This is a genomic window from Flavimobilis rhizosphaerae (assembly GCF_014852685.1).
GTDB classification, from domain to species: Bacteria; Actinomycetota; Actinomycetes; order Actinomycetales; family Cellulomonadaceae; genus Flavimobilis; species Flavimobilis rhizosphaerae.
The window spans coordinates 26,447-46,702 of the sequence record NZ_JACZDF010000004.1 but is presented as its reverse complement, the minus strand read 5'-3'; the positions used below and the strand labels follow the sequence as shown (position 1 = coordinate 46,702).

At 71.1% G+C, this 20,256-nt stretch carries 22 protein-coding genes and 1 pseudogene; 10 read left to right on the top strand and 13 right to left on the bottom strand.

Annotated elements, in window-relative coordinates; genetic code table 11:
- The 4 genes from IGS67_RS08780 to IGS67_RS08765 all read left to right on the top strand — a co-directional run bounded on the left by IGS67_RS08780 (position 1) and on the right by IGS67_RS08765 (position 4,446).
- Positions 1-1,803 (top strand): AMP-dependent synthetase/ligase, encoded by a 1,803-nt coding sequence (locus tag IGS67_RS08780; protein WP_192279792.1) that lies wholly within the window; start codon positions 1-3, stop codon positions 1,801-1,803.
- A 215-nt stretch (positions 1,804-2,018) separates the two neighbouring features.
- Complete coding sequence (locus IGS67_RS08775) at positions 2,019-2,822, top strand: transporter substrate-binding domain-containing protein (protein WP_192279790.1); 804 nt, start codon at positions 2,019-2,021, stop codon at positions 2,820-2,822.
- 8 nt (positions 2,823-2,830) lie between these two features.
- Positions 2,831-3,670 carry an amino acid ABC transporter permease gene (locus tag IGS67_RS08770; protein WP_192279788.1) on the top strand — a complete coding sequence of 280 codons (840 nt, stop codon included), beginning with the start codon at positions 2,831-2,833 and terminating at the stop codon, positions 3,668-3,670.
- The gene (locus tag IGS67_RS08765) at positions 3,667-4,446 is read left to right on the top strand and encodes an amino acid ABC transporter ATP-binding protein (protein ID WP_192279786.1); all 780 of its coding nucleotides are present in this window, start codon (positions 3,667-3,669) and stop codon (positions 4,444-4,446) included. The genes IGS67_RS08770 and IGS67_RS08765 overlap by 4 nt, the downstream gene beginning before the upstream one ends.
- A 59-nt stretch (positions 4,447-4,505) precedes the next feature.
- Here the strand turns inward: IGS67_RS08765 and IGS67_RS08760 are convergent, their stop codons facing one another.
- A complete protein-coding gene (locus IGS67_RS08760) occupies positions 4,506-5,696 on the bottom strand; it encodes a baeRF2 domain-containing protein (protein WP_192279784.1) in 1,191 nt (396 codons plus the stop codon).
- Positions 5,697-6,029: 333 nt separating this feature from the next.
- On the opposite strand from IGS67_RS08760, the gene IGS67_RS08755 reads away from it, so the two are divergent.
- Positions 6,030-7,112 carry a YeiH family protein gene (locus IGS67_RS08755; RefSeq protein ID WP_192279782.1) on the top strand — a complete coding sequence of 361 codons (1,083 nt, stop codon included), beginning with the start codon at positions 6,030-6,032 and terminating at the stop codon, positions 7,110-7,112.
- Positions 7,113-7,128: 16 nt separating this feature from the next.
- On the opposite strand, the gene IGS67_RS08750 is transcribed toward IGS67_RS08755, so the two are convergent.
- From IGS67_RS08750 to IGS67_RS08720, 7 genes are all read right to left on the bottom strand, one after another.
- Complete coding sequence (locus IGS67_RS08750; RefSeq protein ID WP_235978053.1) at positions 7,129-7,485, bottom strand: chorismate mutase; 357 nt, start codon at positions 7,483-7,485, stop codon at positions 7,129-7,131.
- Complete coding sequence (clpX, locus tag IGS67_RS08745; RefSeq protein ID WP_192279780.1) at positions 7,485-8,756, bottom strand: ATP-dependent Clp protease ATP-binding subunit ClpX; 1,272 nt, start codon at positions 8,754-8,756, stop codon at positions 7,485-7,487. Before clpX ends, IGS67_RS08750 begins: the two co-directional genes overlap by 1 nt.
- A 102-nt stretch (positions 8,757-8,858) precedes the next feature.
- Positions 8,859-9,569, bottom strand: coding sequence for an ATP-dependent Clp protease proteolytic subunit (locus tag IGS67_RS08740; RefSeq protein WP_192279778.1), 711 nt, complete (start codon positions 9,567-9,569; stop codon positions 8,859-8,861).
- A gap of 44 nt (positions 9,570-9,613) precedes the next feature.
- Complete coding sequence (locus IGS67_RS08735; protein ID WP_102509044.1) at positions 9,614-10,234, bottom strand: ATP-dependent Clp protease proteolytic subunit; 621 nt, start codon at positions 10,232-10,234, stop codon at positions 9,614-9,616.
- A 171-nt stretch (positions 10,235-10,405) separates the two neighbouring features.
- Positions 10,406-11,749 carry a trigger factor gene (gene tig, locus IGS67_RS08730; protein WP_192279776.1) on the bottom strand — a complete coding sequence of 448 codons (1,344 nt, stop codon included), beginning with the start codon at positions 11,747-11,749 and terminating at the stop codon, positions 10,406-10,408.
- 123 nt (positions 11,750-11,872) lie between these two features.
- Complete coding sequence (locus tag IGS67_RS08725) at positions 11,873-12,718, bottom strand: M48 family metalloprotease (protein WP_192279774.1); 846 nt, start codon at positions 12,716-12,718, stop codon at positions 11,873-11,875.
- A complete protein-coding gene (locus IGS67_RS08720) occupies positions 12,715-13,137 on the bottom strand; it encodes a BlaI/MecI/CopY family transcriptional regulator (protein WP_192279772.1) in 423 nt (140 codons plus the stop codon). The genes IGS67_RS08725 and IGS67_RS08720 overlap by 4 nt, the downstream gene beginning before the upstream one ends.
- 111 nt (positions 13,138-13,248) lie before the next feature.
- On the opposite strand from IGS67_RS08720, the gene IGS67_RS08715 reads away from it, so the two are divergent.
- The 3 genes from IGS67_RS08715 to IGS67_RS08705 are packed head-to-tail and all read left to right on the top strand — an operon-like array spanning position 13,249 to position 15,654.
- Complete coding sequence (locus IGS67_RS08715; RefSeq protein WP_192279770.1) at positions 13,249-13,854, top strand: copper resistance CopC family protein; 606 nt, start codon at positions 13,249-13,251, stop codon at positions 13,852-13,854.
- Positions 13,851-14,411, top strand: coding sequence for a copper chaperone PCu(A)C (locus tag IGS67_RS08710; RefSeq protein WP_192279768.1), 561 nt, complete (start codon positions 13,851-13,853; stop codon positions 14,409-14,411). The genes IGS67_RS08715 and IGS67_RS08710 overlap by 4 nt, the downstream gene beginning before the upstream one ends.
- Positions 14,365-15,654, top strand: a complete 1,290-nt coding sequence (locus IGS67_RS08705) for a Dyp-type peroxidase (protein WP_328742141.1) — start codon at positions 14,365-14,367, stop codon at positions 15,652-15,654. The genes IGS67_RS08710 and IGS67_RS08705 overlap by 47 nt, the downstream gene beginning before the upstream one ends.
- 32 nt (positions 15,655-15,686) lie before the next feature.
- On the opposite strand, the pseudogene IGS67_RS08700 reads toward IGS67_RS08705, so the two are convergent.
- Positions 15,687-15,854: pseudogene (locus IGS67_RS08700) on the bottom strand (O-methyltransferase); the annotation flags it as partial.
- Positions 15,855-15,951: 97 nt separating this feature from the next.
- On the opposite strand from IGS67_RS08700, the gene IGS67_RS08695 reads away from it, so the two are divergent.
- Complete coding sequence (locus IGS67_RS08695) at positions 15,952-16,704, top strand: phosphotransferase (protein WP_192279764.1); 753 nt, start codon at positions 15,952-15,954, stop codon at positions 16,702-16,704.
- 37 nt (positions 16,705-16,741) lie between these two features.
- Here IGS67_RS08695 and IGS67_RS08690 read toward each other — a convergent pair whose 3' ends face one another.
- Complete coding sequence (locus tag IGS67_RS08690) at positions 16,742-16,972, bottom strand: hypothetical protein (protein WP_192279762.1); 231 nt, start codon at positions 16,970-16,972, stop codon at positions 16,742-16,744.
- Positions 16,973-17,396: 424 nt separating this feature from the next.
- Complete coding sequence (locus IGS67_RS08685) at positions 17,397-17,720, bottom strand: hypothetical protein (RefSeq protein ID WP_192279760.1); 324 nt, start codon at positions 17,718-17,720, stop codon at positions 17,397-17,399.
- Between the two features lie 105 nt (positions 17,721-17,825).
- On the opposite strand from IGS67_RS08685, the gene IGS67_RS08680 reads away from it, so the two are divergent.
- Positions 17,826-18,047, top strand: coding sequence for a hypothetical protein (locus IGS67_RS08680; protein ID WP_192279758.1), 222 nt, complete (start codon positions 17,826-17,828; stop codon positions 18,045-18,047).
- Between the two features lie 578 nt (positions 18,048-18,625).
- On the opposite strand, the gene IGS67_RS08675 is transcribed toward IGS67_RS08680, so the two are convergent.
- Both IGS67_RS08675 and IGS67_RS08670 read right to left on the bottom strand, forming a co-directional pair.
- A complete protein-coding gene (locus tag IGS67_RS08675) occupies positions 18,626-18,895 on the bottom strand; it encodes a hypothetical protein (RefSeq protein WP_192279756.1) in 270 nt (89 codons plus the stop codon).
- A 37-nt stretch (positions 18,896-18,932) separates the two neighbouring features.
- Positions 18,933-20,159: a competence protein CoiA family protein gene (locus tag IGS67_RS08670; RefSeq protein WP_192279753.1), complete on the bottom strand. Its 1,227-nt coding sequence runs from the start codon at positions 20,157-20,159 to the stop codon at positions 18,933-18,935.
- Positions 20,160-20,256: the final 97 nt, after the last annotated feature.

The window sequence follows — 20,256 nt, the reverse complement described above, 5'->3', positions numbered from 1 at the left end:
ATGACTCTCGCAGAGTCGGTCTCCCCCGACCTCAACGACGTCCCGCGCGACGCCTCGATCGCCGACCTGCTCGCGAAGCGTGTCGCGGAGGCCGGTGCCGGCACGCTCATCGAGGTGAAGTCGCACGTCGCCGGCACGTGGCGTCCGGTGACGGCCCGTGCGTTCAGCGACCAGGTCATGGCGGTCGCCAAGGGATTCCTCGCGCTCGGCCTCGCCCAGGGCGAACGCGTCGCGATCATGTCGCGCACCCGCTACGAGTGGACGCTGCTCGACTTCGCCGCCTGGCAGGCCGGGCTCGTCCCGGTGCCCGTCTACGAGACGAGCTCGGTCGAGCAGGTCCGGTGGATCCTCGCGAACGCGGGCGTCCGCGCCGTCGTCGTCGAGACGGCGGCGCACGCGGCCCTCGTCGAGGAGGCGCGCTCGGAGGCTCCGTCGGTCGAGCACGTCCTCGTGCTCGACGACGACGCGGTCGACGCTCTCACCGCCGGGGGCGTCGACGTCACCGACGGTGAGCTCGCGGCGCGCACCGAGGCCCTCGACGGCGACGCGGTCGCGACGATCATCTTCACCTCGGGCACGACCGGCCGCCCCAAGGGCGTCGAGCTCACGCACCGCAACTTCGTCCACCTCGCGCGTAACGGCGTGCGGTCGCTCGGCGAGATCTGCGCGGTTCCGGGTGCGAGGACGCTGCTCTTCCTGCCGCTCGCGCACGTCTTCGCGCGGTACATCCAGGTGATGGCCGTGACGTCGGGCTCGGTGCTCGGCCACGCGCCGGACATCAAGAACCTCCTGCCGGACCTCGGCTCGTTCCGCCCGACGTACCTCCTCGCGGTGCCCCGGGTCTTCGAGAAGGTCTACAACTCGGCTGAGCAGAAGGCCGGGGCCGGCGCGAAACTCAAGATCTTCCGCTGGGCGGCCAAGGTCGCGATCGAGACGTCGCGCGCCTGGGACACCCCGCGCGGCCCCTCCCCCGCCCTCAAGGCACAGCACGCCCTCGCGGGCCGGCTCGTCTACTCGAACCTCCGCACGGCACTCGGCGGTCGGTGCACGTATGCGATCTCGGGCGGGGCTCCCCTCGGGGAGCGGCTCACCCATTTCTACCGTGGCATCGGCCTGACGATCCTCGAGGGCTACGGGCTCACCGAGACGACGGCGCCGAGCGCGGTCAACCGACCCGGCTCGGTCGCTCCAGGCACGGTCGGCCTGCCCTTCGCGGGGACGAGCGTGCGCATCGCCGCCGACGGTGAGGTCCTCGTCCAGGGCGACCACGTCTTCCGCGGGTACCACGACAACCCGGAGGCGACCGCCGAGGCGTTCGTCGACGGCTGGTTCCGCACGGGCGACCTCGGCTCGCTCGACGACGCGGGCCGCCTGCGCATCACGGGCCGCAAGAAAGAGATCATCGTCACCGCGGGCGGCAAGAACGTCGCTCCGGCGGCCCTCGAGGACCGCTTCCGTGGGCACCCGCTCGTGAGCCAGTGCGTCGTCGTCGGCGACCAGCGGCCCTTCATCGGGGCGCTCGTCACGCTCGACCCGGAGATGCTCCCGGGCTGGCTCTCGGCACGTGGCCTGCCCGCGATGTCCGTCACGGAGGCCGCCGTCCACCCCGAGGTGCTCGCGGCGCTCCACCGCGCGGCCGAGCGTGCCAACGAGGCCGTGTCGCGCGCCGAGTCGATCCGGAAGATCCGCGTGCTCACGACGGACTTCACGGAGAAGAACGGATACCTCACGCCGTCCCTCAAGGTGAAGCGCGCGCTCGTCCTCACGGACTTCGCGGGCGAGGTCGACGCGCTCTACGCCTGACGGATCCTTGCGCGCCACAGGCCGGTTCTCGCTCGTCGCGGGGGCCGGCCTGTGGCGCGTCGCCGTCGCCGGACGCGCACCTGACGCTCCAAGAGCGCAGACTGGCCCCTAGCACGTGTGGATCGCCTCACAGGCGGGCCTCTGGGTTGTCTCAGACTCTGGGCGCATATGTATGATGCTCAAGGAATAAACATTCAGACTGACGGACGGACATCATGAACGCCTCCCTCACCCGCATCCTCCCGGTCCTCGCGGCCGGCGCCCTCGTCCTCGCGGGCTGCTCCTCCGACGGCGACACTCCCGCCGCGACCCCCACGTCCGCCGGCGGCGCATCCGTCAGCCTCGTCAAGGAGGGCGTGCTCACCGTCTGCACGAACCCGCCCTTCGCGCCGTTCGAGTTCGAGGAGGACGGCCAGATCGTCGGTCTCGACATGGACATCACGGGTGAGGTCGCCAAGGACCTCGGTGTCACCCAGACCGTCCTCAACATCGGCTTCGACGCCATGGCGTCGGGTGCCGCGCTCAACAACGGCCAGTGCGACATCGTCGCGACGGGCCTGTCGATCACCGACGAGCGCAAGGCGAACCTCGACTTCTCCGAGCCGTACTTCGACGCCGACCTCGGCATCCTCGTGAAGAAGGACTCGGGCATCGCGTCCGAGACCGACCTCGCGGGCAAGCGCATCGGCGTCCAGATCTCGACCGACGCCGAGACGTGGGTCAACGAGAGGGAGCTGGGCGGCGTCCAGTTCGCCGACCTCGGCCTGCAGATCCAGTCGCTCAACGCCGGTCAGGTCGACGCCGTCATGAACGACTACGCCGTGCTCGGCTCCTACGTCGCCGACGGATACGAGCTCCTCGCACCCGTCTCCACCGGCTCCACGTACGGCTTCGGCGTGAAGAAGGGCAACACCGCGCTCCTCGAGAAGATCAACGGCACCCTCGAGCGCATCAAGGGTGACGGCACGTGGGCGAAGATCTACACCGCGCGCATCGGCGTCGCCCCGTCCGAGGACTGAGCTCGCTCATGACCACGCAGACTCCGGCCGCGGCCCGGACCGGGCACGTCCGGGCCCGGCTGAGTCCGCGCCGCCGCCGCCTCGTCGTGCGCGTCGTCCAGTACGTCGTCCTCCTCGCCGCCTTCGTCGCGGTCGCGCTGCTCATCAAGTGGGACTCGGTCGCCGAGAACATCTTCAACATTGACGCGGCACGGGCGCTCCTGCCGAAGATCCCCCGGGCGTTCGGCAACACCCTGCTCTACATGGTGTGCTCGTTCGCGCTGTCGATCGTCCTCGGCACGCTCCTCGCGCTCATGCGGGTCTCCGAGGTGCGTCTCTACAGGATCGTCTCGACGATCTACGTCGAGTTCTTCCGCGGCATCCCCGCCCTGCTCTACGTCATCGCCGTCGGCCTCGCCCTTCCGCTCGTCGTCAACTTCTCCCTGACGTCGACCCTCCTCAAGGTGACGATCGCGCTCGGCATGGTCTCGTCGGCGTACGTCGCCGAGACCATGCGGGCAGGCCTGCAGGCCGTCCCCCGGGGACAGATCGAGGCGGCGCGCTCGCTCGGCATGAGCACGGCACGCACGACGATGACCGTCGTCGTGCCGCAGGCGTTCCGCATCGTCCTGCCGCCGCTCACCAACGAGGTCATCCTCCTCACGAAGGACACCGCGCTCATCTCGTCGCTCGGGCTCATGATCCCCGAGTTCGAGCTCACGAAGATCGGCCAGAACGCCCTGTCGTCCGGCGCGGGCGGCGGGCTCACCCCGATGTTCGTCGTCGGCGCCTGCTACCTCGTCATCACGATCCCGCTCGGCATCTTCGCGCGAAGGCTCGAGGCCAAGGGTGCAAGGAGTCGCTCATGACCGCCCAGGCGACAGCCCCCGTCGTCGACATCCGGGGCCTCCACAAGTCGTTCGGCCAGCGCGAGGTGCTCAAGGGCGTCGACCTCACGATCGCCCCGGGCGAGGTCGTGTGCGTCATCGGCCCGTCGGGCTCGGGCAAGTCGACGCTGCTGCGGTGCGTCAACCAGCTCGAGACCGCGAGCGCGGGGAGCGTCGAGGTGCTCGGCACCGAGATCACCGACCCCGACGTCGACATCGACGCGGTACGCTCCCGGGTCGGCATGGTCTTCCAGGGCTTCAACCTGTTCGCTCACCTCACGGTGCTCGAGAACTGCACCGTCGCCCAGCGCAAGGTCCTGCGCCGTCCGAAGGAAGAGGCCGAGCGGATCGCGCTCGAGAACCTCGAGCGGGTCGGGCTCGGTGACCGCGGCGACGCCCACCCGCACCAGCTCTCGGGCGGCCAGCAGCAGCGCGTCGCGATCGCACGGGCCCTCGCGATGGACCCGCAGCTCATGCTCTTCGACGAGCCGACCTCGGCGCTTGACCCCGAGCTCGTCGGCGACGTCCTCGCCGTCATGCGCGCGCTCGCCGAGGGTGGCATGACGATGATGGTCGTCACGCACGAGATGGCTTTCGCGCGGGACGTCGCCGATCGCGTCGTCTTCATCGACGGTGGCGTCATCGTCGAGGAGGGTGCTCCGGCCGACGTCATCGGCAACCCGCAGCACCCGCGCACGCAGCTGTTCCTGCAGCGCGTGCTCGACCCGACGCACGCGCACGGGACGACCACCGACTGACGACGTCGAGCCTCACGTGAGGAGGGCTGGGGCACCATGTGCCCCGGCCCTCCTCGTGTTCAGACGTACGCGGTCGCCCACGGACGCCCGCGGCCGCGGCCGGTCGACGCACGAGGCTGCGGCTCGGCCACGTCCCAGCGGAGCATCGCACCGATCCCGTCGACGAGCGGCGCCGTGCCGGGCTCGACGAAGGACACGCCTGCGTCCTGGCCGATCGCGGCGCGGAGCACGGCGATGACCGCGTCCATCTCCCGGAGGTGCGGCTCGCCCTGCGCGACGAGGACGTCGGGCGTGAGTGAGAGCGCCGCCCAGTCGTCACCCGCCCAGACGAGCGGCCCCTCGCCCACGGTGCGCTGCACGGTCGTCTCGAGAACGAGCTCCGCGACGCGCCCTTCCCTCGACGCCCTGACGACGGCGTCGAGCCCCGTGAGGGCGCCGCGTCCCAGCGCCAGGCCCTCGGTGAGGCGCGCGACGACGGCAGCGCGCCGTCGCACGCGATGCGACTCGAGGGAGCCACGGAGCCGTGCCTCGAAGACGTCCTGCGCTCCGGTCGCTCCCCGTGCCGCTCCTGGGATCTCGACGACGAGTGCCCGGGCACGGGAACCGAGAGCACGCCCGACGAGCCCGACGGCACGCGTGTCACCGGTGAGGACGACGATCTCGGGGCCGTCCGTGGCGACGAGCCGGTCGACGACCGAGGCCACCGACTGTGCGTTGCGGGACCACGCGTCCTGGGTCCTCCGGACGGCCCGGCTCTCGGAGATGCCACCGGGGCCGGGTTGGGCGACGTCGGCGCGCTCGCCGTCGATGCTCGCCTGCCACGCGACGTCGCTGCTTCCCCAACCGCGCCGGACGAGGTCGGCCCCGGCGCGGTCGACGGTGACGACGACGTGGTCAACGACTTCGTCGGAGTAGACGGCCGCGGGAAGGAGATCGGGCGTCGCGCCGCGTGCGACACGTGAGGACGGTGGGGAGGTGACGAGCGGGCGGTCGACGAGGATCCCGTCGACGTCCGTCGCGACGAGCAGGCGCCCGCCGACGCTGTCGTCGCGGATCGGGATGGCCACAGCGTCGTCGAGCATGCCGAGGAGCTCGGCCGGTGTGTCGGCGAGCTCGAGGATGCGGCGGAGCGGTCGCCAGCGGTCGGCGATCTCACGCTCGTGGCGACCACCGGCGCGACTCACGTCGAGGTGGACGCTCGTGAAGGGGCCAGGACGGCCGAGGAGTGGACGGATCCAGTCGACGAGCATCGTGGCCTCGTTTCCCGAGTGGACCCGCCTGATCGACCGGTCCCGTACGTTCAAGGGTGCGCCATCCGGAGCAGCCGCGCCAACCGTGCGGTGTCCATGTCGCAGACCGTCGTGCCCGCCAGCACCTCTTCCGAGCCGGGACGACCGGTCCCCACCGCCACCTGCGGCGCGACAGGAACGTCCGCCCCGACGGGACGGCACCGCGTGTGACGATTGGGCTGGCGACACTTCGGCGCCAGCCCACGGCCCGGCGCTCACTGTCACAACGACACGTTGTGAGGCCCGAACCAGGGCGGCGTTCTCTCGGGTCCGCGCGGCACGGAGGATGGAGCCATGTCCGGCACACCCACCGCGCTCTCCGACCGCCCGCGCACGAGGCACCTCGACCAGAGGCTCGCTCCGCCGCAGAAGGCCCGCACGCTCGTCCCGGGGGTCGCGCTCAGCATGGTGGCCGCTCTCGTCGCGTTCGGCGTCAGCCGGTTCCTGCCTGGGGTGAGTCCGCTCATCGTCGCGATCGTGCTGGGCGTCCTCTCAGCGAACATTGTGGCTCTTCCTGCCACCGTCACCCCCGGCCTCAACCTCTCCTCGAAGAAGCTGCTGCGAGCGGGCATCGTTCTCCTCGGCCTCCAGGTCTCGCTCGCCGACATCCGCAACCTCGGCGCCCCTCTCCTCCTCGTCGTCGTCGCCGTCATCGCCGGAGGCCTGCTCGGCACGGTCGCGCTCGGTCGGCTCCTGCGCGTCCGTTCCCACCTCACGCTGCTCGTCGCGTGCGGCTTCTCGATCTGCGGCGCCGCCGCGGTCGCGGGCGCGGCCGGAGTCACCGACCCCGACGACGAGGCTGAGGAGGACACGATCACGGCCGTCGCTCTCGTCGTGATCTTCGGGACCCTCATGATCCCGCTCGTCCCCGCGCTCGCTCACCTACTCGCACTCGACACCGCGGCTGCGGGCATGTGGGCGGGCGGCTCGATCCACGAGATCGCCCAGGTCGTCGCCGTCGGCGGGGTCCTCGGCGGTGCCGGCCTCACGACCGCCGTGCTCGTCAAGCTCACCCGCGTCCTCATGCTCGCGCCCGTCATGGCAGCGCTGAGCCTGCGTGAACGGCGCCGGGAACGGACCGGCGGCGCGACGGACCAGGTAGGCGGGAACCGTCGTCGGCCGCCGATCGTGCCGCTGTTTGTCGTCGGGTTCCTCGGCATGGTGCTCGTGCGGTCCGTCGTCGCCGTGCCTGCCGGGTTCCTCGACGCAGGCCAGGTCCTCCAGACGCTGCTCCTCGCCGCTGCGATGTTCGGCCTCGGCTGCGGCGTGCGGGTCACGAGCCTCGTGCGGGTCGGGTTCCGACCGTTCGCGCTGGCCGGGCTCTCGACGGTTCTCGTCGCGGTTCTCGCGCTCGCCGGCGTGCTGCTCGTCGCGTGACCGGGGTGCCTGCGTCTCAGGAGTAGATGTCGAGGGGCGGGACGTCTCCGTCGCCGCGCGCCGCGATGAGCGCGTGGTGGTGCTTGACCTGCGTGACGATGAAGCTGCGGAAGTCCTCGGCGAGAGCCGGGTCGAGGCCTGCGTCGGCGGCGATCTGACCGAGCCGCGCGATCTGCTCGCGCTCCCGCGTGAGGTCCTCGGGCGGCAGCCCTCCTGCGGCCTTGAGCTCGCCGACGCGTCGCGTGCACTTGAAGCGCTCCGCGAGGAGGTACATGAGGGCACCGTCGATGTTGTCGATCGAGTGGCGCAGTCGCAAGATCTCGGCGGGCATGGCGGTCTCGGATCCGGGTGTGCCCTCGGTGGTGCCGGGCATCACGCGGTCTTCTCGCGGCGTCCCCGCGCTCCGTCGAGCACGTAGACCGGCTCGCCCGTGCCCATGACGGCGGGGGTGTCGATGACGACACGCTCGACATCCTCGCGGCTCGGGATCTCGAACATCACGGGCTGCAGGACCTCTTCGAGGATGGCGCGGAGGCCGCGTGCGCCGGTCTTGCGCTCGAGGGCCTTCTCGGCGACCGCGTGGAGGGCGTCGTCGGTGAACTCAAGCTCGACGCCGTCGAGCTCGAACATCTTCTGGTACTGCTTGACGAGCGCGTTGCGGGGCTCGGTGAGGATCGAGACGAGCGCCTCGGCGTCGAGCCGGTTGGCCGCGGTGACGACGGGTAGGCGGCCGATGAACTCGGGGATGAGGCCGAACTTCACGAGGTCCTCGGGACGCACCTCGGTGAAGAGGTCACCCGGGTCGCCTGACTCCATGGGGGCACCGAAGCCGACGCCACGCTTGCGCGTGCGGTCCGCGATGATCTCCTCGAGGCCCGCGAATGCGCCGGCGACGATGAAGAGGACGTTCGCGGTGTCGATCTGGAGGAACTCCTGGTGCGGGTGCTTGCGGCCGCCCTGCGGCGGGACGGACGCGACCGTACCCTCGATGATCTTCAGCAGCGCCTGCTGGACGCCCTCGCCCGAGACGTCGCGCGTGATCGACGCGTTCTCGCCCTTGCGGGCGATCTTGTCGACCTCGTCGATGTAGATGATGCCCGTCTCGGCCTTCTTGACGTCGAAGTCGGCGGCCTGGATGAGCTTGAGGAGGATGTTCTCGACGTCCTCGCCGACGTAGCCAGCCTCGGTGAGCGCGGTCGCGTCGGCGATCGCGAACGGGACGTTGAGGAGCTTGGCGAGCGTCTGCGCGAGGTACGTCTTGCCCGTGCCCGTGGGGCCGATGAGCAGGATGTTCGACTTGGCGATCTCGACCTGGTCGGAGTCGTCCGACGTCGGCTTGCCGGTCGCGCCCGCCTGGATGCGCTTGTAGTGGTTGTACACGGCGACGGCGAGGGACCGCTTGGCGTGGTCCTGCCCGACGACGTACTGGCCGAGGAAGTCGAAGATCGCGGCGGGCTTCGGCAGCTCGACCAGCCCGAGCTCGGCGGCCTCGCCGAGCTCCTCCTCGATGATCTCGTTGCAGAGTTCGATGCACTCGTCGCAGATGTAGACGCTGGGTCCTGCGATGAGCTTCTTGACCTGCTTCTGCGTCTTCCCGCAGAAGGAACACTTGAGCAGGTCGGCACCGTCTCCGATCCGAGCCACGGCCACTCCCTCTCTTCCGCCCGTCCCTGACGACGGACCACCTCACCATGGAACACCACCGGAGCGTCGAAGTCGCGCCCGACGCTCCGGTGGGGCCCTGAGTCACTGTGCGGGCAGCACCGGCGTCTTGCGGGACTCCATGACCTGGTCGACGATCCCGTACTCGACGGCCTGCGCGGCCGAGAGGATCTTGTCGCGCTCGATGTCCTTGCGGATCTGCTCGAGGGGCGTGCCCGTGTGCTTCGCGAGAGTCTCCTCGAGCCACTCGCGCATGCGGATGAGCTCGTTCGCGTGGATCTCGATGTCCGACGCCTGAGCGTAGCCACCGCCCTCCATCGCGGGCTGGTGGATGAGCACGCGCGCGTTCGGCAGGGCGAGACGCTTGCCGGGCTGGCCCGCGGCGAGGAGGACCGCGGCGGCGGAGGCGGCCTGGCCGAGGCACACGGTCTGCACCTGCGACTTGATGTACTGCATCGTGTCGTAGATGGCGGTCATCGCGGTGAACGAGCCACCGGGCGAGTTGATGTAGACCGAGATGTCGCGGTCCGGGTCCTGGCTCTCGAGGACGAGCAGCTGGGCCATGACGTCGTCTGCCGATGCGTCGTCGACCTGCACGCCGAGGAAGATGATGCGGTCCTCGAACAGCTTGGTGTACGGGTCCTGGCGCTTGAAGCCGTACGGCGTGCGCTCCTCGAAGTTCGGCAGGACGTAGCGGGCCGACGGGCCGTGCGGCGCGCTGCCGCCGAAGATCGCACCGGCGTACGGTCCGGCGAGACGCTGCGCGGTCGAGATGTACTGGGACTCGATGCTCATCGAGCTCTCCTTCAGGTCTGGTGTCCGGTCGGGGCGGGAGGCGCTCAGGCGCCCGTGCCGCCGCCGCCCGGGACGGAGCCGGCGTGGGTGACGACGTGGTCGATGAAGCCGTACTCGAGGGCCTCGGTCGCGGTGAACCAGCGGTCACGGTCGGCGTCGGAGCTGATCTGCTCGACGCTCTTGCCGGTCTGCTGCGCCGTGAGGTCCGCGAGGACGCGCTTCATGTGGAGGATGAGCTCGGCGTTGATGCGGACGTCGGTCGCGGTGCCGCCGATGCCACCCGAGGGCTGGTGCATCATGACGCGTGCGTGGGGCGTCGCGAAGCGCTTGCCGGGTGCGCCCGAGGAGAGCAGGAACTGCCCCATGGACGCGGCGAGGCCCATGGCGACGGTGGCGACGTCGGGCTGGATGTACTGCATGGTGTCGTAGATCGCCATGCCGGCCGTGATCGAGCCGCCCGGGGAGTTGATGTAGAGGTAGATGTCCTTCTCGGGGTCCTCGGCTGCGAGGAGCATGAGCTGGGCGCAGATCGCGTTCGCGTTCTCGTCGCGCACCTCGGATCCGAGCCAGATGATCCGCTCCTTGAGGAGGCGGTTGTAGATGCTGTCGTTGAGGCCGAGTCCGGCTCCCTCACCGCGTGCTGCCACGGGCGTCTGCTCGATCACGTGGGTCTCCCTCAATGGTCCCGTTGGTGTATCCGTTGTCGACCCTAACGCCCGGGGTCCCCGGTTCCTGCCCGTCGGGGCCTCTGTTTCGCTGTCGGCGCACGGGTCGGACGACGAAGGCCGTGCCCCCGCGTCGCGGGGGCACGGCCTTCGTGACGTGCAGGGTGAGGCTCAGTCCTCGTCGCTGTCCGCGGCGGCCGCGGCTGCGTCCTCGAGGACCTCGGTCGCGGCGTCCTCCTCGTCGGAGCCGATGAACTCGGAGAGGTCGACGACGTTGCCCGAGGCGTCCTTGACCTCGACGGCGCGCAGGGCGACGGCGAGCGACTTGGAGCGGGCGACCTCGGCGACGACCGAGGGGATCTGGCCGTTCGCGTCGATCTGCTTGATGAACTCGTTGGGGTCCATGCCGTACTGACGCGCGGACTGCAGGAGGAACTCGAGGAGCTCGCCCTGGCCGACCTTGATCTCGAGCTTCTCGGCGAGGGTGTCGAGGAGGATCTGGTTGCGCAGGGCGACCGTGGCCTCCTCGCGGACCTCCTCGCGGTGCTCGTCGTCCTCAAGGCGACCCTCGGACTCGAGGTGACGGTGGATCTCCGCCTCGACGACGCCCGCGGGCACGGGGATCTCGACGGCGCCGAGGAGCGCCTCGAGGAGGTTGTCGCGCGCCTGGACGGCCTGCTGGGAGACCTTGGACTTCCCGACCTGCTCGCGAAGGTCCTCGGTGAGCTCGGCGATCGTGTCGAACTCGGAGGCCATCTGCGCAAAGTCGTCGTCGGCGTCGGGGAGCTCGCGCTCCTTGACTGAGGTGACCTTCACCGTGATGGTCGCGTCCTTACCAGCGTGCTCGCCGCCTGCGAGGGGCGACGTGAAGATCGCGTCCTCACCGGCGGAGAGGCCGATGAGGGCCTCGTCGAGACCGTCGAGCATCGTGCCCGAGCCGATCTGGTAGGACGTGCCGGAGACGGTGTCGATCTCCTCGTCCTCGATCTTCGCGGACATGTCGATGACGACGTAGTCCTTGTCCTGCGCGGGACGGTCGACGCCGACGAGGGATCCGAAGCGCTCGCGCAGCGCGTCGAGGCGCGCCGCGACGTCCTCGTCGGTCACGGCGACGTCGTCGACCGTGATCTCGAGCGAGGAGATCTCGGGGAGCTCGATCTCGGGGCGGACCTCGACCTCGGCGGTGAAGTGGAGCTCACCCTCGGTCTCGGAGGGGTCCGGAACCTTGGTGACCTCGACGGACGGCTGCGCGAGCGGGCGGAGCTTCTGCTCGCGCACGGCCTCGCCGTAGAAGCCGGGCAGACCGTCGTTGATCGCGTGCTCGAGGACGACGCCGCGGCCCACGCGCTGGTCGATGATGCGCGGCGGCACCTTGCCCTTGCGGAAGCCCGGGATCGAGACCTCCTTGGCGATGTGCTCGTACGCGTGGTCGATGCTCGGCTTGAGCTCGTCGTACGTCACCTCCACCGTGAGCTTGACCTTCGTGGGCTCGAGGGTTTCGACGGCGCTCTTCACTTCGATGAACTCCAGCAAGTCGGGGGGCGACCCGGGGTGACCGTGATCGACCAGGTGGTGCCGGCGCAGCCGGCACGGCTGACGGGCGGCCACGCGCCGAGGCGCGCGGGTAACCCTGGAATCCTACTCCACGGGAGGATGTGGGACCGGCCCTGTGGACGTGAGGTGCGCCGCGCCCCTCCGGGGGTGCCGCTGCTCGACGCGTGCGGCCCGCAGGTCGAGCGACGGGTTCTCGGTGAGCCGGCCGAGGGTCCGCAGCGCCGCAGCGAGCTCGGGGGCGCCCGCCTGCCGTGCGGCGACGTCGTCGGCGACAAGCTCGACGAGGAGCCGCACCGCGTCGAGAGGCGCGCGGCCGGCGCGGAACCGGTGCGGCACGCATCGGGCGTTGAGTTCGGCGAGCCACAGCAGCGTGTGATGGCGTCGGCGCAGGTGGGCGAGCTCATGCGCGAGGACGGCGCGGAGTCCCGCTCCCCCGAGTGCCTCCTCGGTGCGGATGCTCCACGCGACGAGCGGGACGTCGCCCGGGGCCGCGCACGCGCCGAAGCCGTCGCCCTGCGTGCGGACGAGGAGCACGCCGTCGCGCAGTTCGTAGGTCTGCGCCTCGAGCTCGAGGGTGCCGCGCACCGCTCGGCGGTCCGTGGCGTCGGCGCGGGCGAGCTCGCCTGCGTGGCGGGCCGTGACGAGGAGCGCGGCGCCGGTGAGCGCGAGGCCGCCCCAGGCGCCGAGCGTCGTCGCGACCCCGCCCACGAGGCCCTGCGCCGGGCGCGGGCCGCTGACGACGTCGACGACGAGGACCGCGAGCGCCGCGGACGCGAGGGCCGCGCCGAGGAGGACGGCGAGCGTCCAGGCTCCGAGCGCGAGGGTGGGCCAGCGAACCTGCCAGGCGCGCGTCGCGAGGAGGCGCGGTGCGAGGACGACGACGAGGAGCGCGGCTCCGAGCACGAGCACCGACGTCGCGAGCGGGGTCATGGTCGGTCGTCCGGGTGCGCGGGCGGGTCTGCGGGCCGGTTCCGCCGTGTGATTCGGGGCGTCCGTGGAGGCTCGCCGCCGAGGGCGCGGGCGAGGAGCGCCGCGTCGTCGGCGTCGAGGTTGCCGACGAAGCGCAGGAGCGCGGCGCTGCGGTCGGGCGCCTGGGCGAGGACGTCGAGCATCGCGTGGCTCGCGTGGTTCTCGGGTGACTGCGCGGCGACGTAGCCGCCGTCGGCGCGGTGGACGAGGCCCTTGGTGACGAGGCGCTCGAGGATCGTCGCGACGGTCGTGTAGGCGGGGGTGCGTCCGGCGATGCGTCGGCGGACGTCGGCGGCGCCGGCGGGTTCGTCGCTCTCCCACAGGACGCGCAGGACGTCGCGCTCGAGGGCGCCTCTCCCGCGGGTCGTGTCGTCGGTCACGTGCCGGACGTTAGCACCTCACGATCCCGCGGAGCCTACTACAACTTGTAGTTGACCTCGCGGGACCGAGGGCCCATGCTGGGCACGCACCCCGACAAGCATGGAGGCGACATGACGACACCGACCGGCCGACGCCGGCGGTCGACAGGTGCCACCCTCGCCCTCGTCGCCGCGCTCGGGCTCGCGTGCGCTCCCCCGGCGGCCGCGCACGACTCGCTCGTCGCCTCCGACCCCACCGCCGACGCCGTCCTCGGCTCCGCGCCGTCCGACGTCAGCCTCACCTTCTCGGGCGACCTCCTCGACGTCGGCGCGACCGTCATGGTCGTCGACAGCGCAGGGACCGACCACGCAGGCGCGCCCGTCGTCGACGGCCCTCGCCTCACGACGCCGCTCGGCGCGCTGCCCCACGGCAGCTACACCGTGCGGTGGCGCGTCGTCTCCTCGGACGGGCACCCGATCAGCGGGCTCATCCCCTTCGTCGTCGGCTCCCCCAGCACGACACCACCGGCCGCGGCCGTACCGGCACCGGACGCGTCGGGCACGCCCGACGCCACACCGGGCGCACCGGAGGCCAGCCGCCTGCCTGCCGCGGTGCGACCCCTCGCCGTCGGCGGGCTCGGAGCCCTCGCCGGCGTCACCCTCCTCGTCCTCGTCCGCGTCGCCGCCGCCCTGCGGCGGCGCACCCCTGCCGCACCCCACGTCACGGAGACACCATGAACCGCCGCACGCTCGCCGCGCTCACCCTCACCGCCGCACTCGCGCTCGCCGGATGTTCCGGCGGCGCGCCCGACGCCGCCCCGACAGACGCGGCGCCGGCGCCCGGCGCGAGCGGAGCGTCGACGGCGCTCACGCTCGCCGACGGGTGGGCGAAGGCTGCGCCGTCCGGCATGTCCGCCGCGTTCGGGACGCTCACGAACCCCGGCACCGCCGACGTCACCGTCGTGAGCGCGCGCACGGTCGCCGCGGCGCGCGTCGAGCTCCACGAGACGACGACCGACGCGTCGGGCGCCTCCGTCATGCGACCCGTCGACGGCTTCACCGTGCCCGCCGGCGGCACCCGCGAGCTCGCGCCCGGCGGGGACCACCTCATGATGATGGAGCTCACCGGCCCACTCGCGGCAGGCGACGAGCTCACGCTCGAGCTCACGACCTCCGACGGGACGACCGCGTCGTTCACCGTGCCCGTCAAGGAGTTCGCGGGCGCGAACGAGCACTACGAGGGCCACGGTGACGACGCGGAGGGCGACGCCGCGCATGGCACGCACGACGACTGACGCCGGCCGCGCCGACGGCACCCCCCTGCCCGGACCGGCTGCGCCCGTCGCGCCCGCGCGCCGTGGTGTGAGCCGGCGCGACCTCCTCACGGGCGGGCTCGTCGCCGGGTGGGGCGCGGCGATCGCGCTCGGCGTCGACAGCGCGCGCCGCCCCGCGCCCACGGCCGCGACCCCCGCACCGGAGCCGCTCAACGGCACCGTCGTCGTCCCGTTCCACGGGCCGCAACAAGCAGCGCTCACCGTCACGCCGCAGACGCACTCGATCCACACCGCGCTCGACCTGCGCCCCGGCACGGACCGCGCCGCGCTCGCGCGGCTCATGCGCCTGCTCACGGACGACGCGGCCCGTCTCACGCAGGGGCGGCCCGCGCTCGCCGACACCGAGCCCGAGATGGCTTCGACGCCAGCCCGGCTCACCGTGACGTTCGGGTTCGGCCCAGGGTTCGTCGCCGCGGCCGGCGCCGACGTGCCGGCGTGGCTCGCGCCGCTGCCCGCGTTCAGCATCGACCGCCTCGAGGAGCGGTGGAGCGGCGGCGACCTGCTGCTCGAGGTCGCGTGCGACGACCCGACGGTCCTCGCGCACGCCCACCGCATGCTCCGCAAGGACGCGCGCGCCTTCACGACGGTCCGTTGGGTGCAGCAGGGCTTCCGCACGGCCCACGGCACGTCCGCGCCCGGGACGACGATGCGCAACCTCTTCGGCCAGGTCGACGGCACCGTCAACCCTGCGCCCGGCTCGGCCGAGCAGGCGCGCGCCGTCCTGCGTTCGGACGGGTGGCTCGAGGGCGGGACGACGCTCGTGGTGCGGCGCATCGCCATGAACCTCGACACGTGGGACGAGGTCGACCGGCCCGGCCGCGGCGCGTCCGTCGGCCGTCGCATGTCCGACGGCGCCCCGCTCACAGGCGGCGTCGAGCACGACGACGTCGACCTCGACGCGCTCGACGGGACCGGGCTGCCCGTCGTCAACATCGCCGCCCACGTGCGTCGCGCCCGCGCGACGACACCCGACGAGGTGTTCTACCGCCGCGCCTACAACTACGAGTCGGAGACCGACGGCGCCGGCCTCATCTTCACGACGTACCAGGCCGACCCCGTGCGGCAGCTCGTGCCCGTGCAGCAACGACTTGCCGAGGCCGACCTCCTCAACACATGGACCACCCCGATCGGCTCGGCCGTCTTCGCGATCCCGCCCGGGTGCGCGCCCGGCGGGTACGTCGGGGAGACGTTGCTCGAGGGCTGAGCGGGTAGGGCGCCCTAGCGGCGCCGCAGGACGATCATGCCGCCGCGCACGACGTTGTCGATGACGATGACCGCGCCGGGACGCGTGAGCTGCAGCGCCGCCGCGAGATAGACGGGGTTGCTCGGCCTGTCCGCGTCGATGAAGACGAGGTCGAACGGCTCGGTGCCCGCGTCGACGAGGGTCTGAGCCGACGTGGCCGCGTCTGGTCGCTCATGGTCCGACGCTAATGCGCAGGCGCACCGTGCTCACCCGTCCGTAGGCTCATGGCGACAGCACCCATCGACGCGAGGACCGATGATGCATGACGATTCCCCCGGCACGGAGCTCACGGGCGGGAACATGGCACCGGTCGTCAAGGTCGGCGATACCGTCCGACGCACCACGGGCCCGTGGACCCCTGCGGTCCACGCGCTGCTCCGCAGCTACGCGGCGGCCGGGATCGCCGAGGCGCCTCGCGTGCTCGGCATCGACGGGGCCGGGCGCGAGGTCCTCACGTACCTCGACGGCACGATGCTCACGGACCTCCCGGCCGCACAGGCATGGTCGCGCCCCCTGCTCGTCGCGGCAGGGTCGCTGCTGCGACGGCTGCACGACGCGAGCGTGCCTCTCGTCGACCTCGACCTCGCGTGGCGCGCCCCGTCGCACCCGCCCGTCGAAGTGATCTGCCACAACGACGTCGCACCCTACAACCTTGTCGTCCGTGCTCACCGGCTCGCCGGGATCATCGACGTCGACATGGCTTCCCCCGGCTCACGCGTGTGGGACCTTGCGTACCTCGCCTACCGGCTCGTGCCGTGGGTCGAGGACGCCGACGGCTACGAGCCGTCACGGGACGGCGAGCGTGGTGCACGCCTCGCAGAGCTCGTCGCGTCGTACGGTCTCGACGCCGCTCCCGACGAGGTGCGTCGCGTCGCCGCGGCACGGCTCGACGAGCTCGCCGAGTTCACCGACCAGCGCGCCGCAGAGACGGGACGCACCGACTTCCTCGCGCACGCAGCGATGTACCGGCGGGACGCGGCACGGCTGCGGGCGAGCAACCCCCGCACGTGACGATGACGCCGATCGTCGCGTGCGGGGCACACCGGCGCTAGGGAACCCAGCGGGTCTCCGCGGGTCGGGACGCAGGCCGTGGCAGCCCGGCCCGGCGACGTGCCCGCAGCCGCGATGGCCGACGGGTTCCGCGGACGACGAGCACAGCGAGAAATGCACCGAGGAGTGCGCCGCCGGTCACCGTCATGGTCATCGACGGGACCGCGGGGCCCCGCTCGACGACGACGCTCACCCGCACCCCCGCAACGAGGTCGGCGTCGAGGCGCATCCTGCCTCTGCTCGCCCGCAACGAATCTGCACCGGCCGCATCCACGTGCCACCCGGCACGTTCCGCGGCGGACACGACGGCGGGCGCGTCGAGGGCAACCTCGGACTCGACGCGCCAGTGCACTCTCGCCCGCGCGAGCGTCGGAGCGAACCAGCCGGTGGCGACTGGCTCCCGCACGGGACCGATCGGTGTTCCCCGCGAGCGTCCGCGCCGCCGCCTCAAGATCCGCGTCGCTCGGCTGGATGACGTTCCAGTGGACGACGAACCCGGCCAGCGCACCCAGCGGCGCAAGGGCCAGCGCCAGAGCAAGCATCGCCGCAACAGCACGGCACATGTCATTCCCCCATCCAGCACGACCCGTGGTCGACATGCCCCCACTGTCGGCGCGAAGGCATGCCAGGTCTACGCATCCGGGGCATAGGGTTCACTGCGACCGCGGCGCGCTGTCCGGCACCCCGGGCTCCTCGACGGTCTCGAAGCGACTCGAACGGTCCCGCTCGCAACTCATGCCTCCGCTCCTGTCCGCAGGCGCCACGCACGAAGCGCCGCGAAGGTCGAGCAGTTCAACGCGCAGATCGAAGCACTGGCTCCCTACGCGCTCGTCCGCAACGGACGTCGCCACGCCAAGGGCCACCAGCGGTTCTTCACCCGCACCCACGGCCGCGAGAACGCCACCGCCGCCCAGCGCCGCACCAAGGCCTTCACCCAGGAGACCATCTCCGTCTCCGGCGCCGTCCTCGGCAAGCACCACCAACCCCACCGCTGGGGCACCCCCGAATGGATCGCCGCCTACTCCCGGCGCACGGCCGTCGAAGGAGCCTTCGGCGTCCTCAAGGCCCGCGACGGGCACGCCATGACCCGGGGCTGGACCCGCGCGATTGGCATCACCGCCAACACGCTCATGGTCGCCGCAGCGATCGTCCAGTACAACATCCAGGTCATCCGCCGCTGGGCAGCCAAGAACGCTCTTGACGACGCCGCCCTCTACGACACCCCGGCCGACATGGATGACGCGCCGAGCGACCCGCGCCCCGCCGCCAACCCGCAGCGACCCGGCGCGCCGCCCGCCGCCTAACCCCGCCGCACCCGGCACCGAACTTCACAGCGACACCCACGCAGCCCGCAGGCCCCAGAGCCTGACGGGCTACCGGCGATTCCCCGCTCAGCTCCCGACGGCGACGCGCGAGCACCAACGGCCCACCTCGAGCGGTCCATCGAGACCCACCACCACCCGAGCAGCGCCCGAAACGGACAGAACCCCTCACCCAGAACCCCGGAGGGCTCTCGACGAGAGGTTCTGTCACTACAGCCGGTGAAGATATGTCACCAGCCCAATGGTGGGGTGGTGACAGAACTATCTGACCTGCTGGGTCGCGAGCCCTCGCGACGGGCTCTCACACCGATTCGGCGAAACGCTCACACGGGCCCCGGCAGGAGGAGGTGCGGAAGGCAACGTTTACGCAGGCCACAGGCCTGTCGTTCGGCCCGGTTGTGTGCCCCCCTCCGGAGCGCCGCGTGACGGCTTCGACGCCCCCTTGGCCCCCGGGGTTGCACGGCCCTGGCTCCCCCGTTGTGACACCGTCGACGAGCGAGGCCTGTCGTCGCCGCGAGGGTCAGCACCCGACACAGTTCGCTCCGGGGCGCCCCGCTCCCCTACTCCAGGCCGAGCGCCCTCTTGCGGGCGTGCTTGTACTCGTCCGCAGTGATCGTCTCGGCCTTGCGCAGCGTGACGAGCTCGTCCACCGCATGCGCGATCGGCGTGGGCGCGGACGTCAGCTTGGTCGCAAGCGCCCGGGTGATCTTCTCGGTGGCGGCATGCGTCACCACAGCCGCATCGGCGAGGACCACGATGATGCCCGCCCCTGTCGTCGCGAAATTCGACTCCGTGGAGCGTGACTCGGCTGACGCGTGCAGGGCTGTCACAAGCGTCACGCGCCTGGACGACAGGGGGACCGGACTCCTATCCGCGCCGTTGCCCCGCCTCGGCCTGCAAGCTTCCTGGCGGGAAGTCGAACGAATGCAGGAATCTCTTCGCGAACCGCGACCCCGCGGCATCCGCGACCGCATTTGCCTCTGCCCCGCAGGACACATACACGTGCCAGCCAGCAGCTGCCCACCGCTCCGCATGCCGGGGAACTACACGACGCGCATCCGGACTCACGATTCCCACGATCCGCAACGTGTCCCCGGCCTTCGCAGCCCACACTGCGAGCCCGTCACCACCCTCCGGCCATGGGCCCAACCGTTGAGGAAGCGCCTCGGAGACGCCCGACGCATCCGCGCTCACGGAGTACCCGAAGCGTTCGTAGCCGCCCGTCCGTAGGTAATTCTCAAGGCGCGGCACGACGAGCCCCGCGGCAAGTAGCCGGTCGGGATCGTCCATCGTCACGCGTGCAGTCTTCCTGGAACGGCTGGTTCTCAGCGCGTTCTCCACCGCTATGCGTGCGGCCGCCTGGGCGCGACGCGCAGCTGCAGCGGCCCTTGCACTGTCACGTGCCGCGCGCTGGCGCAGCCTCTCCTCCTGCGCTTCTTTCTGAGCAGCTTGGACCGTCGCGGTCAGCTCGGCATCGAACTTCGCGATGTCATCCGCGTATCGCGCATCGACGAGCACGTACTGTCCATGACCGGATGCTGCGATCGAACGCTCGATCGCATCGCGGTCCCTCCCCAGACAGTGCACCGGTCCGACAACGTCTACCGCGCCTGTAACCAGCCCCGCGATGAGGGCCTCGACGGGAACGCCCTCCGCGGGGACGAGCCGGCCGCCCTGCCAACGCGCGGCACCTCGGCGGACCGTCGTCCCACTCAGCAAGGTCAGTTCAAGGGCCGGTACCTGCAAGCCCCACCGTTCACCGCGAGTAGTCACCCACACCGTTGTGATGCCGTCCGCCGCGTATCTTTCGGTGCGTTCGCGAACCTCCGCGAGCGTCAGCGCGGACAACTGCACCTCGAGCGCGAACCGACGTCCTCCGCGTGACGTCGCCAGCACATCCGCCCTCCATCGCCGAACGTCATCATCTGCCGGGCGCGCTTCGACGACGGCGGTACCTCCGGCCCTACGCACGACATCTGCGAGCCACGCCTTGAGCCGACGATGTTCCGCGGACTCACCACCCCAGTTGCACGAGTCTGGTCGCACGTTATGCGCGAAGAACCGCGTGCCGTGCACGGACTCCTTGGCATGCATCGCCGCTCGACAATCACGGCAAGCAAGTTGCGTCGGCCTGCGTGGTCGGTGCAACTCACTCCACTGATCGGCTCTGAGCTCGGTGGAATCCACGATG